We start from the raw sequence: 17,738 nt of genomic DNA on the forward strand, positions 1-17,738 counted from the left end.
AGCACATGCCCCCCCGAGGTTAAACGGTTGTATCGAGGCTGTTAGCTCAGCCTTCGATCTCGATCAGGATCTCGCCCGGATTGACCCGGTCGCCCTTGGCGACATGAATGGCGGTGACCTTGCCGGCGATAGCCGCCTGCACTTCGGTTTCCATCTTCATGGCTTCGGTAATAAGCACCGCTTGGCCGGCCTTCACCACATCGCCCTCCTTGACCAGCACATCGACGATGTTGCCCGGCATGGTGGTGCTGACATGGCCCGGCGCAGTGGCTTGTTTGCGCTTGCTGCTGCCGCCGCCGACAAACTCATTGAGTGGTTCGAACACGACCTCTTCGGGCATGCCATCGATGGACAGGTAGAAGTGACGCTTGCCTTCAGCCTTGACGCCCACGCCGGTGATGTCGACGCGGTAGGTTTCGCCGTGAACATCGATGACGAACTCGGTCGGCACGCCTTCACCGCCCGCCGAGCTCACACTGCCCGCCTCAGGGATTGGCAACAGCACTTCCGGGGTCAGGGTGCCGGCTTCGCGTTCTTCGAGGAACTTGCGCCCGATATCCGGGAACATGGCGTAAGTCAGTACGTCTTCTTCGGATTTGGCCAGTGCGCCGATTTCGCCACGCAGCTTGGTCATTTCCGGCTTGAGCAGGTCGGCCGGACGCACATCGATCACGTCTTCGCTGCCGATGGCCTGACGGCGCAGCTTCTCATTCACCGAACCCGGAGCCTTGCCGTAGCCGCCCTGCAAATAGAGCTTCACTTCGTTGGTGATGGTCTTGTAGCGCTCACCGGCCAGCACGTTGAAGAACGCCTGGGTGCCGACGATCTGCGAGGTCGGGGTCACCAGCGGCGGGAAGCCAAGGTCTTCGCGCACCCGTGGAATCTCTGCCAGCACCTCGTTCATGCGATTCAACGCGCCCTGCTCTTTGAGCTGGTTGGCCAGGTTGGAAATCATCCCGCCCGGCACCTGATTGACCTGGACGCGGGTGTCCACCGCCGTGAACTCGCTTTCGAACTGGTGGTATTTTTTGCGCACCGCATAGAAATACAGGCCGATTTCCTGCAGCAATTCCAGGTTCAGACCAGTGTCGAACTCGCTGCCCTTAAGGGCTGCAACCATCGATTCGGTGCCCGGATGGCTGGTGCCCCAGGCGAAGCTGGAGATCGCGGTGTCGATGTGATCGGCGCCGTTTTCTACGGCCTTGAGCTGACACATCGCCGCCAGGCCAGCGGTGTCATGGGAATGGATGAATACCGGCAACGACTGCTCGGTCTTCAATGCCTTCACCAGCTCGCCAGTGGCGTACGGGGTCAGCAAACCGGCCATGTCCTTGATCGCCACCGAGTCGCAACCCATGGCTTCCATTTGCTTGGCCTGGGCTACGAAAGCCTCAATGGTGTGCACCGGGCTGGTGGTGTAGGCGATGGTGCCCTGGGCGTGCTTGCCGGCGGCTTTCACCGCCTCGATGGCGACCCGCAGGTTACGCACGTCGTTCATCGCATCGAAAATACGGAACACATCGATGCCGTTGACCGCAGCCTTGGCCACGAACGCCTTGACCACGTCATCGCTGTAATGGCGATAGCCCAGCAGGTTCTGACCACGCAGCAGCATTTGCAGGCGAGTGTTGGGCAGCGCCGCACGCAGTTGGCGCAAGCGCTCCCACGGGTCTTCCTTCAGGAAGCGCACGCAGGCGTCGAATGTTGCGCCGCCCCAGACTTCCAACGACCAATAGCCGACTTTGTCGAGCTTGTCGCAGATCGGCAGCATGTCTTCGGTGCGCATGCGGGTGGCGAGCAGCGATTGGTGAGCGTCGCGCAGGATCGTATCGGTTACGTGAATCTTCTTGGACATTGTTATTTTCCTTACAGGCCTGCGTGGGCGGCAATGGCGGCGGCGATGGCCAGGGCCAGCTCTTCGGGTTTGCGCTTGATCGAGTAGTTGGTCAGCTCAGGATGGCTTTCAACGAAGCTGGTATTGAACTGGCCACTACGGAATTCCGGGTTGCGCAGGATTTCCTGGTAATACGCCGCGGTGGTCTTGACCCCTTGCAGACGCATGTCGTCCAGGGCCCGCAGGCCACGGTCCATTGCTTCTTCCCAGGTCAGCGCCCAGACCACCAGCTTCAGGCACATCGAATCGTAGAAGGGCGGAATGGTGTAGCCGGTATAGATCGCTGTGTCGGTGCGCACGCCCGGGCCGCCGGGGGCGTAGTAGCGGGTGATCTTGCCGAAACTGGGCAGGAAGTTGTTTTTCGGGTCTTCGGCGTTGATCCGAAACTGCAGCGCGAAGCCACGGTGATGAATGTCTTCCTGCTTGACCGACAACGGAAGCCCGGAGGCGATGCGAATCTGTTCACGAACAATGTCGATGCCGGTGATTTCTTCGGTGATGGTGTGTTCCACCTGCACCCGGGTGTTCATCTCCATGAAGTACACCTCGCCCTCGGCGAGCAGGAACTCCACGGTGCCGGCGTTCTCGTAGCCCACAGCCTTGGCGGCGCGCACCGACAGGTCACCAATGTAGGCGCGCTGCTCAGGCGTCAGTTGCGGGCTGGGGGCGATCTCGATCAGCTTCTGGTTGCGACGCTGGATCGAGCAATCACGCTCGAACAGATGCACCACGTTGCCAAAACTGTCACCCAGGATCTGCGCTTCGATGTGCTTGGGATTGACGATGCATTTTTCCAGGAACACTTCCGCCGAACCAAAGGCCTTGGTGGCTTCGGAAATGACCCGCGGGAAAGCCTGTTCGAGTTCTTCGCGGCTGTTGCAACGACGGATACCCCGACCGCCACCACCGGACGTAGCCTTGAGCATCACCGGGTAACCAATGCGGTCGCCTTCGGTCAGGGCCTCTTCGATGCCCGATACGTTGCCTTCGGTGCCCGGCGTGACCGGTACGCCGGCCTTGATCATGCTGCGACGCGCTTCGGTCTTGTCGCCCATGCGGCGAATGACTTCAGCCGAAGGACCGATGAATTTGATCCCGCGCTCGGCGCAGATGTCCGCCAGCTCGGCGTTTTCCGAGAGAAAGCCATAACCGGGATGCAACGCATCGCAACCGGTTTCCACAGCCAGGTTCACCAGTTTGCGCGGGTTGAGATAGCCGGCCAGCGGATCGGCGCCGATGCTGTGGGCCTCGTCCGCACGCTTGACATGCAACGCATGGCGGTCAGCGTCGGAATAGACCGCGACCGAGCGAATGCCCATCTCGGCGCAAGCGCGCACGATGCGGACGGCAATCTCACCACGGTTGGCGATCAGGATCTTTGTTATCAATTGGAGGTTCCCTTGAGCCGGTGGTACCACGACCTGGAGCTTCAGGTCGACGCGTGACCAGATGTAACAATCGGTCGCAGCACCACACTAGTCCTGGCTGTTGATTAACAAAAATGAATATTTATTGGGTCGTGCATAAGCAAAGACTTATAGTTGACTCATCCGCCCCGCCCGAGAGCCTATAGAAAATGCGTAAGTCATTGATGCGTATGACATTGCGTCAACTGCAGATTTTCAATGAGGTGTGCGACTTGAGGTCCTACAGCCGCGCAGCCGACGAAATGTCTCTCACACAACCGGCCGTTAGCCTACAGATTCGATCACTTGAGGAGCTGATTGGCCAGCCGCTGTTTGAGTACGTTGGCAAAAAACTCTACATGACCGAAGCCGCCGAAGCCCTTCAACGCGCCAGCCGGGACATCTTCGGGCGCCTGGAAAACCTCGACATGCAGTTGTCGGACATGCAGGGCTCGCTGCAAGGCCAACTGAAGCTGGCGGTGGAATCCAGCGCCAAGTACTTCGTGCCGCACCTGTTCGCCGCCTTCAAGCGCCAGCACCCGGAGGTCAACCTGAACCTCACGGTGGTCAACCGCGGCCAAGTGATCCGAAGGCTCTCGGACAACCGGGACGATCTGGTGATCATGTCCATGGTGCCTCAGGACATGGGCCTGGAATTCCTGCCATTTCTCAATAACCCGATCGTCGCTGTGGCGCCGCCCGACCATCCGCTGTGCCACATGGGCCCGTTGCGCTTGCAAGACCTTGAGCCGTATACGCTGCTGCTGCGCGAGCCAGGGTCAGGCACGCGGCTGGCCTGCGAGGAATATTTCAAGGAGAAACGGGTGCACTTCACCCAGACGCTGGAAGTGGCGTCGGCGGAGGCCCAACGCGAATGCGTTCTCGCAGGGTTGGGCGTGGCGCTGTTGACGCGCCACGCCGTAAGCCGGGAGATGGTGTCCGGCGCTCTCATCGAGTTGCCGGTGGAGGAGCTGCCGCTGTACCGCAGTTGGTGCCTGGTGCAGGCCAGGGCTAAGCGCCTGTCACCGGTGGCTCACGCCTTCCTGGCGTTCGTTCGCGGCGAGCGTGCTCAGATCATTGGCCTGGTTGAGCGTTTCGACGGGAAGCCGCCGATGTTGCCTGCCAATAGTTGAATTCTGCTGCGTCCGGAAACTCGCTGATTTCGGCCAGCAGCTGGCGCTGCTCACAGCGGTCTTCGATGGCACGACGAAACGCCATGCGGCGCTGGTCTTCCTGCTGACGACGGGTTTTGACGGCGCTGCGTTCTTCGTAGGACTGGGTCATGTCGAGACTCCCAAGACGTATACGGGAGCTTTACGATGAAGGCGCGCGATGACGGTTTGGCGGCGCGAGCGTTACAGAACGATGAATTCGCAGATCCCCTCGCCACAGATGCCCTCAACTTCAAGACCAGCGGTCAATCGTCCAGTGCTTTCACCGACTTGGGTGACAACCGCAAGCTGCGCAGGCTGCGTTTCACGCTCTTGAGGTGATTGACCAAACTTGGGCCGCGCGCCATGGCGACGCCCATCGCCAGCACATCGATCACCACCAGATGGGCGATGCGCGAGGTCAACGGCGTGTAGATCTCCGTGTCTTCATGCACGTCGATGGCCAGGTTCACCGTGGACAGTTCGGCCAATGGCGTCTGGCTCGGGCACAAGGTGATCAACGAGGCGCCGCTTTCGCGCACCAGGTTGGCGGTGATCAGCAGATCCTTGGAACGGCCCGACTGGGAAATGCAGATCGCCACGTCGGTGGGCTTCAGCGTGACCGCCGACATCGCCTGCATGTGCGGGTCGGAATAAGCCGCGGCCGTCAGCAGCAACCGGAAGAACTTGTGCTGGGCATCGGCCGCCACCGCGCCCGAAGCACCGAAACCATAGAACTCGACACGCTGGGCCTGGGACATGGCCGTGACGGCTTTTTGCAACGCCACCGGATCAAGCTTCTCGCGAACCTCCATCAGCGTATGCAGGGTCGTGTCGAAGATTTTCAGGCTGTAGTCGGCGACCGAATCGTCTTCATGGATCGCAAACTGGCCGAAGCTCGCACCCGCGGCGAGGCTTTGCGCCAGCTTGAGTTTCAGGTCCTGGAAACCCGAACAACCGATGGCTCGGCAGAAACGCACAATGGTCGGTTCGCTGATGCCGACGCTGTGGGCAAGATCGGCCATGGAGCTGTGCATCACGGCCGCAGGATCAAGCAATACGTGATCGGCGACTTTCAGCTCCGACTTGCGCAGCAGATGGCGTGACTGGGCGATGTGTTGCAACAGGTTCAAGGGATTGGACTCTTGTTATTGGCAGAAGCCGGGATGTAGCAAGTTTGTAGTTATACTACAAGAATCGGCTTTTTGCCCGCCCAATCCGTAACTCAATCTCCCGGTTTCATGCCGCATGCACGCCATGTAGCAACGGCGGGCTAGCAATCATCCCGATTAGCCCATAACAGCGCGGCCAACCCTTGTGCTTCAACCGGTCGGCTGATGAGATAGCCCTGAACCTCATCACATTGTTCAGCTTTCAGAAACTCGAGCTGCTCTGGCCGCTCGACGCCTTCGGCCACCACTTTGAGCGACAACCCATGGGCCATTGCAATGATTGCCCGGGTAATGGCCGCGTCTTCGCTACCCTCCGTCAGCCCACGAATGAACGCCTGATCGATTTTCACGTAATCCACAGGGATGCGTTTGAGATAACTCAGAGACGAATAGCCGGTACCAAAGTCATCGATCGCCAGCTTGACCCCGAGGTCGCGCAATTGCTGGAACGTCGCGATGATGTGCTCAACGCTGTCGAGCAACTGGCTTTCAGTCAGTTCCAGTTCCAGGTATTGCGGCGCCAGACCGGTTTCCTCCAGCACTTGCCGAACCAGGCTGACCAGCTTGCCTTGGCGCAACTGATGAACCGACAGGTTGACCGACACCCTGATCGGCGCCAGCCCCTCACGCTGCCATTGGCACGCCTGCCAACAGGCCTGGCGCAACACGAACTCGCCGATCGGCCCGATCAGCCCGGTCTCTTCGGCCAGGCTGATGAAGTCTCCCGGCGGAACTCGGCCCATGACCGGATGATCCCAACGCACCAACGCCTCGGCAGCGTTCAGACGGCCGGTCGCCAGGCACAATTTGGGTTGATAGAAAACCTTCAACTGCTGCTCTTCAAGGGCCTTGCGCAGCTGATTCTCCAGTTGCAGGCGCTCCAACGTGCTGGCCTGAAGGCTGTCGGTATAGAACTGGAAATTGTTGCCGCCCAGATGCTTGGCATGTTGCATGGCCATGTTCGCCTGACTGACCAGCGTGGAAATCTCCCTCGCATTGTCGGGCAACATGCTGATGCCGATCGAGGCGCTGACCACCAGTTCGTGGCCCTCGATGGTGAGCGGCAGGCGCAGCTTGGCGGACAGGCGGGTCGCCACCCGCGCCAGGCTGGAAAGGTTGCCGTAGGCGTCGAACAGCACCCCGAACTCATCGCCAGACAAGCGGGCGATGGTGTCCGCTTCGGGCAACGCATTGATCAGGCGGCGGGCCATCTTCTGCAACAGTTGGTCAGCAACATCATGGCCGAGGCTATCGTTGAGGAGCTTGAAACGGTCCAGGTCGATATGCAGCAGTGCCAGACTGCGTCGTCCGCCCTGACGCACCCGCTGGTGGGCTTCGTGCAGGCGCTCACGGAATAACGAGCGGTTCGCCAGCCCGGTGAGTTCGTCGTAATGGGTCAGGTAGCGCATTCGCTCTTCGGACTCGCGCCGGGCCGAAAGATCGGCGAAGAAGCCCACGATATGGCTCACATTTCCCCGCGCATCGCGCACCACGTTCAGTTGCAGCCACTGGGGATACAACTCGCCATTGGCCCGGGCCTCCACCAGTTCACCTTGCCAGGTGCCGTGCTGCTTGAGCGCCTGGCGGATAATCGGGTAGTGCCGGCGGGCATCACGACTGCACGGCAGGTCGACGACATTGCGTCCCAGCATGTCATCGATATTAAAACCGGTGACCCGCGTGAACGCCTGATTGGCGGCCAGCAGTGCGTAATGCGGGTCAAAAATCACAATGCCTTCGCTGGCGGCCTCGAAAACCGTGGCCGCCAATTGGCGCTGTTGCTCAAGTTCTTTACGGGTGCTGATGTCTCGCCGGGTGCCGACCATGCGCAACACTCGGCCACTCGGGCTGCGCTCCACAGCCCGACCGCGGTCTTCGATCCAGACCCAATGGCCATCGCCGTGACGTACGCGGTATTCGATCTGGTAGTCCTCGCTGCGGCCTTTGAGGTGCTCAACGAGGGCGCGTTTGAGGGCCGGCACGTCTTGAGGGTGCAGACGCGGGGTCAGGTGACTGAGCATCGCTGTGATGTACTCAGGCTCCAGGCCGAACAGTTCCTTGAGCTGAGTGTGATGGACTTCGTCGGTTTGCAGGTTCCAATCCCAGAGCCCCAACTCACTGGCCTTGAGCGCCAGGTCAAGACGGGCTTCGCTCTTGCTCAGGGCCTGGCTGGTCGCCTCCAGCTCGAGGCTGCGCTGTACCACGCGCGCCTCCAGCCCTACCTGGGCCGACCGCAGTTTTTCCTCGGCGCTGCGGCGTTGTTCGACTTCCCGGCCGAGTGCCTCGTTGAGCTGTGCGCTACGCGCTTGCGCCTGCTGCAAATGCTCGATCAGCGCCTGATTCTGGAACCTTCGCAGCATGCCACTTTGTATCAACCGGTTGACCTGCCAGGCCACCACGCTGAGCGAGACGAGTACGACCAGTCCGAGCCAACCCCATCCGCGCTGTTGCTCATCGCCGCCCCAGAACAGATAACCGATGGCCGGCAACAGGCACGGTAAGGTAAAGGACAAAAACGCCGGAAGGCTCACGGCATAGGCAACGCTGGCTGACAAGGTGGCCGCGCCAATCAGGCCGAATACCCAGGCCTGTTGCTGAAAGCTGTCGGCCGGTACCAGTGCAATACCTGCTCCGGCCAATGTCAGCCCGGTCATCGCCGAGCCGAGCAAAAACATTCGCAACCATATCGGGTGCGCCTGGCGGCTGGGTATCGCCGAATCGAAGGCCGCCACCTGAATGACCCGTAGCGCAACCAGCGAGAGCAACCAGACCAGCCAGACGCTGACCTGAAAATGACGCGAAGGCCCCCACAACAACGCGGCGCAAACCAGGCCGTTGACCAGCATGAACAGCGTGGGCAGCAGCGAACCCTGATACAACAGCCTTGTGCGTTCGACCGCCATTTCCGTGGCGTACTGCTTGCAGATGATCCGTGGCTCCACACAGGGGCCCGCCAGATCGGAATTTAGGGTCATAGGCACTGTTCTTGTTCTTATTCAGCGGAGCATGGAGAACCCGAAACATGCAGCGAGCATACACAAGGCAACGGCCATCCCACACTGCCCAAGCTCATAAAAATGCTGAAAAAGTCGCTATTTCATTGGGTCGCGAGCCCTTCAAGCGAGCCCGGCCAATGCCTGTGGCCCATGACCAACCGGTCATCACCGACCGGTCTTTTATCGGCTGGGGCAAAGCTCGGTTTGCCCGGGCTGCCGCCGCACCCTAGAATGCCCCGATGCGCGATGATCTCTCCCTTCTGCTGAACTCCCTCAACGATGCCCAACGCCAGGCCGTAGCGGCCTCCGTGGGTCGTCAGTTAGTCCTGGCCGGTGCCGGCTCCGGTAAAACCCGGGTGCTGGTGCACCGTATCGCCTGGTTGATCCAGGTCGAGAACGCCTCGCCCCATTCGATCTTGTCGGTGACGTTCACCAACAAGGCCGCTGCCGAGATGCGCCATCGTATCGAGCAACTGATGGGCATCAACCCGGCCGGCATGTGGGTCGGCACCTTCCACGGCCTGGCGCACCGCTTGTTGCGGGCGCATTGGCAGGAAGCCGGCCTGAGCCAGACTTTCCAGATTCTCGACAGCGACGACCAGCAGCGGCTGGTCAAGCGGGTGATCCGTGAGCTGGGCCTGGATGAACAGCGCTGGCCGGCCCGTCAGGCCCAGTGGTTCATCAACGGCCAGAAAGACGAAGGCCTGCGTCCGCAACACATCCAGGCCAGCGGCGATCTGTTCCTGGCGACCATGCGCAGCATCTATGAAGCCTACGAGGCGGCGTGTCAGCGGGCTGGCGTGATCGACTTCTCCGAGCTGCTGCTGCGCGCACTGGACCTGTGGCGCGATCACCCAGGCCTGCTGGCGCACTATCAGAAGCGCTTCCGGCATGTGCTGGTGGACGAGTTCCAGGACACCAACGCCGTGCAATACGCCTGGTTGCGCCTGCTGGCCAAGGGCGGCGACAGCCTGATGGTGGTGGGCGATGACGACCAGTCGATCTACGGCTGGCGCGGCGCCAAAATCGAGAATATTCATCAATATTCGGCGGACTTCCCCGACGCCCAAGTGATCCGCCTGGAACAGAACTACCGCTCCACCGCCGGCATTCTCAAGGCCGCCAACGCCCTGATCGCCAACAATACCGGGCGCCTGGGCAAAGAACTGTGGACCGATGGCGGCGAAGGCGAAGCGATCAACCTCTATGCCGCCTTCAACGAACACGATGAAGCCCGCTACGTGGTGGAAACCATCGAAAGCGCGCTGAAAACCGGTCTGGCCCGCAGCGACATCGCCATCCTGTATCGCTCCAACGCCCAATCCCGGGTATTGGAAGAAGCCCTGTTGCGCGAACGTATCCCGTACCGCATCTATGGCGGCCAGCGCTTCTTCGAGCGCGCCGAAATCAAGAACGCCATGGCCTACCTGCGCCTGCTCGAAGGACGCGGTAACGACGCGGCCCTGGAGCGGGTGATCAACGTCCCGACCCGGGGCATTGGCGAGAAAACCGTCGAAGCGATTCGCGACCACGCGCGCCACAGCCATGTGTCGATGTGGGAAGCCATGCGCCAGTTGGTAACCAACAAGGGCATGACCGGCCGCGCCGCCGGTGCGCTGAAGGCGTTCATGGACCTGATCGACGACCTGGCCACCAAGTGCACGGACATGCCGCTGCATTTGATGACTCAGACCGTTATCGAGCAGTCCGGCCTTATCGCCTACCACGAGGCGGAAAAGGGCGAGAAAGGCCAGGCCCGGGTGGAAAACCTCGAGGAACTGGTCAGCGCCGCACGCAACTTCGAGAACACCGAGGAAGACGAAGAGCTTTCGCCACTGTCGGCCTTTCTGGGCCACGCCTCTCTGGAGGCCGGCGACACCCAGGCCGACGAGCATGAAGACAGCATCCAGCTGATGACCCTGCACAGTGCCAAGGGCCTGGAATTCCCCTACGTGTTCCTGGTGGGAATGGAAGAAGGCCTGTTCCCGCACAAGATGAGCCTGGAAGAGCCGGGACGCTTGGAAGAGGAACGACGCCTGGCCTACGTCGGCATCACCCGCGCCATGCAGAACCTGGTGTTGACGTACGCCGAGACCCGACGCCTGTACGGCAGCGAAACCTACAACAAGGTGTCGCGCTTCGTCCGTGAAGTGCCCAAAGGCCTGATTCAGGAGGTGCGGCTGTCCAACAGCGTCAGCCGTCCGTTCGGCGGCGGCCAGCAGCAAAGCACCAGCAGTCTGTTTGGCGGCAGCGACATCCCGGAAACCGGCTTCAGTCTCGGCCAGACCGTGCGACATTCGGTGTTCGGCGATGGCGTGATCCTCAACTTCGAAGGCGCCGGCGCCCAGGCCCGGGTTCAGGTGAACTTCAGCGAAGGCAGCAAGTGGCTGATGCTGGGGTATGCCAAGTTGGAAGCGATCTAGGCGTTCTGAAAGCTTTTTATGTGGGAGCGAGCCTGCTCGCGATAGCAGTGGATCAGGCAACATTGACAGTGACTGACCCACCGCGATCGTGAGCAGGCTCGCTCCCACAGGTCGGATTGCTCACGCCTGCTGCCTTTCCGATAGAACTTGTCCCCCTTTCCTACAGCCAAAAGCCAACAAGCCCTCTTGCGCGGCTGAAGCTGAACCTAACCTGTCACGCAAAAGCCCGAAACACTCTGCCGCTAGCCAGCAACAGTTCACCTGTGCAACATGGCGCGCGTGCTATCCACAAATGGGAATGCCCTTATATGAAACGTTTTCTTAGCATCGCCATGGCGTTGTGCATCGGCCTGACGATGGCCATCGACGCCAATGCCGCCAAGCGCTTTGGCGGTGGTAAAAGTTCGGGCGCTGCCCCGACCCACCAGACCAGCCAGATGGCGCCGTCCTCTGCGGCCGGCTCTACCGCGGCTACTGCGGGCGCGGCCGGTGCGGCTGGCGCCGCCACCAAGGCCAGCGGTGCTTCGCGCTGGCTCGGCCCCCTGGCCGGCATCGCCGCCGGTGGCCTGCTCGCCTCCATGTTCATGGGCGACGGCTTCCAGGGCATGCAAATCTTCGACATCCTGATCATGGCGGTCATCGCCTTCCTGGTCTTCCGCTTCATTGCCGCCCGTCGTCGCAAGCAGCAGGAGCAACTGGCTCCGGCCGGTCATGCGCCGATGCAACGTGAGGTGTTCAACCAGCAACCGGCCAGTGGTTCGATCTTCGGCGGTTCGGCAGCACCGGTGGCTGCTCGACCGGTGATCAATGCGCCAGCCTGGTTCAACGAAGAGCGCTTCATCGAAGCTGCGCGCAACCATTTCATGTCCCTGCAGCAACACTGGGATGCGAACGAAATGGACAAGATCTCTGAGTTCGTGACCCCGCAACTGCTGGAATTCCTCAAGCGCGAGCGGGCCGAACTGGGCGATGGCTTCCAGTCGACCTACATCGACAATCTGCAAGTACAGCTGGACGGTGTCGATGATCGCACCGACAAGACCATCGCCACCCTGACCTTCAGCGGTGTGTCGAAGGACTCGCGCTTCGACAAAGGCGAAGCGTTCAGCGAAAGCTGGAACATGGAACGTCCCCAGGGCGATGACCAGCCTTGGCTGGTGGCCGGTATCCGCCAGAACGGTTGAACCTCTGCGCGTTTTGCATGTTGAAATAAAAGAACCCCGGCTCAGGCCGGGGTTTTCTATTTCGCGGTTGCATCTATAGCGAGCTACTGTATAAACCGCTCCATATAAACCGCGCCATCGAGAAAGAGGATCCCGGACGTGGAAGAAATCATCGAACAATTGCGTGAAGCCAACGAACCCGTGCCGGTTCCACTGGAGTTACCTGACGAAGACTTGCTGGTGGAGATCGAAGAGCAGCTGTTCATCGATATTCCGTTCGTATTCAGAGAGTTTTTGCTGACGGTCAGCGATGTTGTCTACGGCAGCCTGGAACCCGTGACCGTCACCGATCCGCAGTCCCACACCTATCTGCCAGATGTGGCCGCCAACGCCTGGGATGCCGGTGTCGACCGTAGCCTGATCCCGATCTGCCAGGACGGCGACGACTATTACTGCGTCGAAGAAGACGGGACCGTGGTGTTGTGGCAGGCCGAAGAAGAGCTGATTGCCGAAGAAACCTGGGAATCGGTCTGGCACTGGGCCCGGGACGTCTGGCTGGAAAGCTGATCCGCCGCACGCCCGCCGCCGGTCAATGCCCGGACGATTCCTTGTGATTGTCCAGGGTCTCCAGCAAGGCCACCTGCATCCGCGTATGCAGGCGGACGAACCAGCGCCAGAGCAATGCCGCCACGACCGTGGCCACCACCGCGATCAGTACCAGCAACTTGTTGGTCGGCAGAATACTGGCCGACAAGGCTGCCAAGAGCAGGAAAATCATCAGCAGCGAGAGGATCGGGATCACTTCTGCGATCACTCGACGCACGCGCTGGGTGTGACGGCCGGCCATCTCCGGCTTCACGCCCATTTCCGCCAGCAGCATGGACAACGCCTTGAGCTTGCGATACGCGGCAATCAAAAACGGCAGCGATAACAACAACGCCCCGCCCCAGATCAGTGCTTTGTGCCAACTCGGGTCGCTGATCCAGGCTTGCAGATAGGCCGACATCTGTTCGGCAAAGTAGCCACCGGCGATAAAAATCGCGATGACCAGCGCCAAGTTGATACCCACCTGCAGCAAAATCCGCCGGATCATGGCGGCCACCAGCGCCCCCTCCCCTTGGGGTTGAATGCTGCGAAGCCACTCGCCATACATTCCCAGTACCCTCGACAGCCGTTGTGGCATAACGGCAGCCAGCCTGACCGATAAAGGGTCGGCGGCCCGGATCAGGTACGGGGTCAGCAGAGTGGTCAGTACCGAAACCGCGACCGCTACCGGATAAAGGAAATCGCTGGTGACCTGCAAGGTCATCCCCAGCGATGCGATGATGAAGGAAAATTCGCCGATCTGCGAAAGGCCCATCCCGACTCGCAGCGAGGTCCTCCCGTCGTTGCCGGCAATAAAAGCACCGAGGCCGCAAGAGAGCATCTTGCCCAGCACCACTGCGGCGGTAATCACGGCAATCGGCCAAGCGTATTGGAGCAATATGACCGGATCGAGCATCAGGCCGATGGCGACGAAGAAGATTGCGCTGAACAAGTCGCGTACCGGCTCCACCAGCCGTTCGATTTTCAGCAACTGCCGCGACTCGGCCATGATCGCGCCGATCAGAAACGCTCCCAGCACCATGCTGTATTCCAGCTTTACCACCAGCAGGCAAAAGCCGAAACACAGACCCAGCACGGTGATCAGCAACATCTCGTCGCTGTCGAACTTCGCCACGTAAGCCAGCAGCCTGGGCACCAGCAAAATGCCGATCACCAGGGCGACAATCATGAATAACGACAATTTGCCGACCGTGGAGAACACTTCGCCGGAGCTGACCGTCCCGCTGACAGCGATGCTCGACAGCAAGGCGATAATGCCGATGCCCAGGATGTCTTCGACGATCAGGACCCCGAAGATCAGTTGCGCAAAGCGCTCGTTCTTCATCTTCAGGTCATTGAGAGCCTTGACGATGATGGTGGTCGAGGAGATAGCCAGGATCGCCCCGAGGAACAACGAGTCCATGGTGTTCCAGTCGAACCAGCGCCCGATTTCGTAGCCGATCCAGATCATCAACACAATTTCGAGAAACGCCGCGATGAACGCCGTGGCGCCCACCTTGAACAACTTGCGCAGGCTGAACTCCAGGCCCAGATAAAACATGAGGAAGATGACCCCCAACTCGGCCAGGGTCTTGATCGTCTCTTCGTCATGGATAAAACCGAAAGGCGGCGTATGCGGGCCGATGATGAAGCCTGCAACGATGTAACCCAGCACCACGGGTTGTTTGAAACGATGAAAGAGTACGGTGACCAGCCCCGCTGCCATCATGATGATCGCCAGGTCTTGAATAAAACTGATGGCATGCATGGTGGGGCTCCCTGTTCAAATGACTCATCACAGAGCTGGACGAGTCCGTTTCCTTTGTAGGAAATACCCTCGCAAGGGGCTTTTGAAGGGTACCACCGCGACTTCCGACAAAAAGACAGTGCAATATATGGAAACAGATCCACCGGAGCGTGACGGCTGCCACAGGCGCAGCGTCCCGATACTGGTAGTTTGAAAACCTTCCAGCACCCGCAGAGGTGCACTCCCGAAATTGCTGCCTTGAACCGTGAGTACGTTATGGAACCCGGAAACGCCCAGCTGTCGATGACGGTGCTGATGACCCCCGATATGGCCAACTTCTCTGGCAATGTGCATGGCGGCACCCTGCTCAAGTACCTCGACGAAGTCGCCTACGCCTGCGCCAGCCGCTACGCCGGGCGCTATGTAGTGACGCTGTCGGTTGATCAGGTGATTTTCCGCGAGCCGATTCATGTCGGCGAGCTGGTGACGTTTCTGGCGTCGGTGAACTACACCGGTAACACGTCAATGGAAGTGGGCATCAAAGTCGTGACCGAAAACATTCGTGAACGCTCGGTGCGCCACACCAACAGCTGCTTCTTCACCATGGTTGCGGTGGACGATCAGCGCAAACCCGCCGCCGTCCCGCCATTGCAACCGCAGAACAGCGAAGAAAAACGCCGTTACGAACAAGCCCAGCAGCGTCGGCAAATTCGCCAGGAGCTGGAGAGGCGCTATCAGGAAATCAAAGCCGACGGCCCTTAACAGCTCCGCCCGGCTCGCACCCACAGGGATTCGCGTTGATCAGAGGCTGATCGGTACAGCTTCGAACCTTACCCTCGGATGGGTGATCCGGTCCTGGGCGCGTACCAGTTCCAGCTCGTAACTGGCACACGCCTGGGTTTCCAGCAGTACTTCATGTACGGCTGCGGCAGTGAATTCGAGCGCCGCCACCAGGCTGTCTCCCAGCACCACTCGCGCCAGGAACAGCCCCGAGGTCAAGTCTCCCACCCCCACCGGCTGACGAGGGAATGCGAGTAATGGACGACGCAGGTGCCAGCTACCGTCGGCGGTTACCAACAACATTTCGAAGCTGTCCTCGGGCTTGCCCGGATAGGCCAGGTGTTTGACGAGTATCGCTTTGGGTCCGCGGGTCAGGAGCGCGCGAGCCATGGCCAGGCAGTCCAGCAGCGACTGCGCCTTGCGTCCCGAAAAACTGTCCAGCTCCAGCTGGTTCGGGCACATGATGTCCGCCACACCAGCCGCTTCCTCCAGGAGAAAATCGCTCACCTCGGGCGCCACGATGCAACCCTTCTCCGGATGCCCCATGACCGGATCACACAAATAAATTGCCTTGGGATTGCACGCCTTGATTCGCGCCACGCCCGCCAGAATCGCCTGCCCTTGGGCGGCGCTGCCCAGGTAACCGGACAACACCGCGTCACAATTGCCCAGCTCGCCGATTGCGGCGATCCCCTCTACCAATGCCGGTATCTGCTCAGAGGCAAGCACGTCGCCGGTCCACTGTCCGTACTGAGTGTGATTGGAAAATTGTACGGTGTTGAGCGGCCACACGTTCACCCCCACCCGTTGCATCGGAAAGACTGAAGCGCTGTTACCGGCGTGACCGAAGACCACGTGGGACTGGATGGCAAGCAGATGAGGGGTACGTTTCATGCGGGATGTTTCCGTAAAACGAATGAAATTCAAGCCGCGCAGTATGCGACTAAACGCAACCTGTACGACAGACCGGGGACACAGTTAAGCTGACAGCAACTTGTAGGAGCACTTCGTTCATGCTGACCCTTGGAAATATTTTCGTGCTGATGCTGTTGGCTACCGCCGGCGCCTGGCTGTGGCACAACCATGGTTTGCGCGAACGAGCGTTGGCGAGGGTCATGCAACATTGCGCCAACCTCAAGATCGAGCTGCTGGACGGCAACGTGGCACTGAAAAAGATTGGGTTCGTCAAAGACGCCAGCGGACGCCGGCGCCTGGCCCGTATCTATAACTTCGAATTCACCGTTACGGGTGAATCGCGCCATTCGGGCACCATTACCCAGTTCGGGGCCCACAGCGCGCAAATCGAGCTGGCGCCTTACCCAATGCCGTTCGAAGAGTCAGCGCCGACACCGATCGAACCGGTCCAGACCAGGCCCAGGGCCGAAGTCATCGAGTTGAGTCAGTGGCGCCAGGAACACAACAAGTGGAAGCCTTGAAGCAAGGCTGACTCACGGGCACCGACAGTTAGCCAGGCCGGCTTGCAGCGCTGCCACGTCTTGAGGCTCATCAAAAATCAATTCGATTCGTGAGTCCTGGCGCCACTCGCTGGCCTGCCACCGCAGCGTCGCGCCCTCCAGCGCATTGGCTGAAACCCAGCCATCGGCGCTGTGGATAACCATCTTCGCCCGCTTCCAGCCCCAGCCTTGCAGCCAGCGCGTCAACGTCGCCGTGTCCAGTCGCTGACTCGGATGCCAGCGCCAGCCAATACTCCAGCCGCCTTCCTGTTGCTGATACAGGCAGATGGGCGATGTCGGGTCGGTCCAGACGGCCGGCATCTGTCCCACCTCCCTGGGCAGACTCACGTTAGCCACAATCCCGCTTCCGCGAGCCGCAAGACCTGGCAGTCGATCGATCGGCAAGGCTGCCTGTCGGGTCCAGTACAGGGCAATCTCCGGCAGTTGCGCGGTGATGCCCAGGCGTTCGGTTTCGCTCAAGTGCTCGGATTTGTTCAGCACCACCAACCCTGCATCGGCCAGAGTTTGCCGTTGGGCGTCGGGCAACGGCGTGCCATCCGCCATCGCTCGGGCATCCAGCACCAACACGCAAGGCTGAACCGCCAGCACGCCGAGCCATGGCGTTTCGTTCAGTTGCCGCATCAACTGCGGCGGATGGCCCAGGCCGGACGGCTCGATAAACAGTCGATCCGGGCGCGCCTTGCGCAGTAAACGAGCGAGGCCGATCTGAAATGGCGCGCCGTTGACGCAACACAAACAGCCCCCGGCCACTTCGCCCAGTGCGATACCATCGGCAGTCTGGGTCAGCAACGCCGCGTCCAGACCGATTTGACCAAACTCGTTGATCAGCACCGCCCAGCGCTCATTCGCCGGGCGCTGCGCCAGCAATTGCTTGATCAGGCTGGTCTTGCCAGCCCCCAAAGGGCCTGCGATGACGTGGGTGGGAATATTCTGCAACATAATCGGC

The 17,738-nt window shown here is 60.3% G+C and carries 14 protein-coding genes; 6 read left to right on the forward strand and 8 right to left on the reverse strand.

The annotated features are described in order from the left end of the window. Nucleotides 1-46: 46 nt before the first annotated feature. The gene (oadA, locus tag AC3I65_RS25930) at nucleotides 47-1,855 is read right to left on the reverse strand and encodes a sodium-extruding oxaloacetate decarboxylase subunit alpha (protein WP_107323149.1); all 1,809 of its coding nucleotides are present in this window, start codon (nucleotides 1,853-1,855) and stop codon (nucleotides 47-49) included. Between the two features lie 11 nt (nucleotides 1,856-1,866). Then, complete coding sequence (locus tag AC3I65_RS25935) at nucleotides 1,867-3,282, reverse strand: acetyl-CoA carboxylase biotin carboxylase subunit (protein ID WP_047226699.1); 1,416 nt, start codon at nucleotides 3,280-3,282, stop codon at nucleotides 1,867-1,869. Nucleotides 3,283-3,470: 188 nt separating this feature from the next. Between AC3I65_RS25935 and AC3I65_RS25940 the strand changes: the two genes are divergently transcribed. Next, the gene (locus AC3I65_RS25940) at nucleotides 3,471-4,433 is read left to right on the forward strand and encodes a LysR family transcriptional regulator (RefSeq protein ID WP_047226698.1); all 963 of its coding nucleotides are present in this window, start codon (nucleotides 3,471-3,473) and stop codon (nucleotides 4,431-4,433) included. Here the strand turns inward: AC3I65_RS25940 and AC3I65_RS25945 are convergent. The 3 genes from AC3I65_RS25945 to AC3I65_RS25955 all read right to left on the reverse strand — a co-directional run bounded on the left by AC3I65_RS25945 (nucleotide 4,375) and on the right by AC3I65_RS25955 (nucleotide 8,598). Further along, nucleotides 4,375-4,584: a PA3496 family putative envelope integrity protein gene (locus tag AC3I65_RS25945; RefSeq protein WP_047226697.1), complete on the reverse strand. Its 210-nt coding sequence runs from the start codon at nucleotides 4,582-4,584 to the stop codon at nucleotides 4,375-4,377. The two genes, AC3I65_RS25940 and AC3I65_RS25945, sit on opposite strands and share 59 nt — an antisense overlap. Before the next feature lie 133 nt (nucleotides 4,585-4,717). Then, a complete protein-coding gene (gene hexR / locus AC3I65_RS25950; protein ID WP_003187110.1) occupies nucleotides 4,718-5,584 on the reverse strand; it encodes a transcriptional regulator HexR in 867 nt (288 codons plus the stop codon). 140 nt (nucleotides 5,585-5,724) lie between these two features. After that, on the reverse strand, nucleotides 5,725-8,598 hold the full coding sequence (locus AC3I65_RS25955) for a putative bifunctional diguanylate cyclase/phosphodiesterase (RefSeq protein WP_076383197.1): 2,874 nt from the start codon (nucleotides 8,596-8,598) through the stop codon (nucleotides 5,725-5,727). A gap of 260 nt (nucleotides 8,599-8,858) precedes the next feature. Here AC3I65_RS25955 and uvrD point away from each other — a divergent pair, with 260 nt between their 5' ends. The 3 genes from uvrD (at nucleotide 8,859) to AC3I65_RS25970 (ending at nucleotide 12,772) form a co-directional block, all read left to right on the forward strand. Continuing rightward, nucleotides 8,859-11,042 carry a DNA helicase II gene (gene uvrD / locus AC3I65_RS25960; protein WP_047226695.1) on the forward strand — a complete coding sequence of 728 codons (2,184 nt, stop codon included), beginning with the start codon at nucleotides 8,859-8,861 and terminating at the stop codon, nucleotides 11,040-11,042. Nucleotides 11,043-11,350: 308 nt separating this feature from the next. Further along, entirely contained in the window at nucleotides 11,351-12,226 is an 876-nt protein-coding gene (locus tag AC3I65_RS25965) for a Tim44 domain-containing protein (RefSeq protein ID WP_488524279.1), read from the forward strand. A 138-nt stretch (nucleotides 12,227-12,364) separates the two neighbouring features. Beyond that, entirely contained in the window at nucleotides 12,365-12,772 is a 408-nt protein-coding gene (locus AC3I65_RS25970) for an SMI1/KNR4 family protein (RefSeq protein WP_003187120.1), read from the forward strand. A 22-nt stretch (nucleotides 12,773-12,794) separates the two neighbouring features. Here the strand turns inward: AC3I65_RS25970 and AC3I65_RS25975 are convergent, their stop codons facing one another. Then, entirely contained in the window at nucleotides 12,795-14,558 is a 1,764-nt protein-coding gene (locus AC3I65_RS25975) for a cation:proton antiporter (protein ID WP_139048673.1), read from the reverse strand. Between the two features lie 255 nt (nucleotides 14,559-14,813). On the opposite strand from AC3I65_RS25975, the gene AC3I65_RS25980 reads away from it, so the two are divergent. Then, nucleotides 14,814-15,299, forward strand: coding sequence for an acyl-CoA thioesterase (locus AC3I65_RS25980; protein WP_047226692.1), 486 nt, complete (start codon nucleotides 14,814-14,816; stop codon nucleotides 15,297-15,299). Nucleotides 15,300-15,338: 39 nt separating this feature from the next. Here AC3I65_RS25980 and pdxY read toward each other — a convergent pair whose 3' ends face one another. After that, nucleotides 15,339-16,211: a pyridoxal kinase PdxY gene (gene pdxY / locus AC3I65_RS25985; RefSeq protein ID WP_047226691.1), complete on the reverse strand. Its 873-nt coding sequence runs from the start codon at nucleotides 16,209-16,211 to the stop codon at nucleotides 15,339-15,341. 119 nt (nucleotides 16,212-16,330) lie between these two features. Between pdxY and AC3I65_RS25990 the strand changes: the two genes are divergently transcribed. Next, nucleotides 16,331-16,753: a DUF3301 domain-containing protein gene (locus tag AC3I65_RS25990; protein WP_047226690.1), complete on the forward strand. Its 423-nt coding sequence runs from the start codon at nucleotides 16,331-16,333 to the stop codon at nucleotides 16,751-16,753. Nucleotides 16,754-16,765: 12 nt separating this feature from the next. On the opposite strand, the gene AC3I65_RS25995 is transcribed toward AC3I65_RS25990, so the two are convergent. Next, nucleotides 16,766-17,731, reverse strand: coding sequence for a CobW family GTP-binding protein (locus tag AC3I65_RS25995; protein WP_488524280.1), 966 nt, complete (start codon nucleotides 17,729-17,731; stop codon nucleotides 16,766-16,768). Nucleotides 17,732-17,738 lie beyond the last annotated feature (7 nt).

Source organism: Pseudomonas sp. N-1-13 (genome assembly GCF_057787095.1).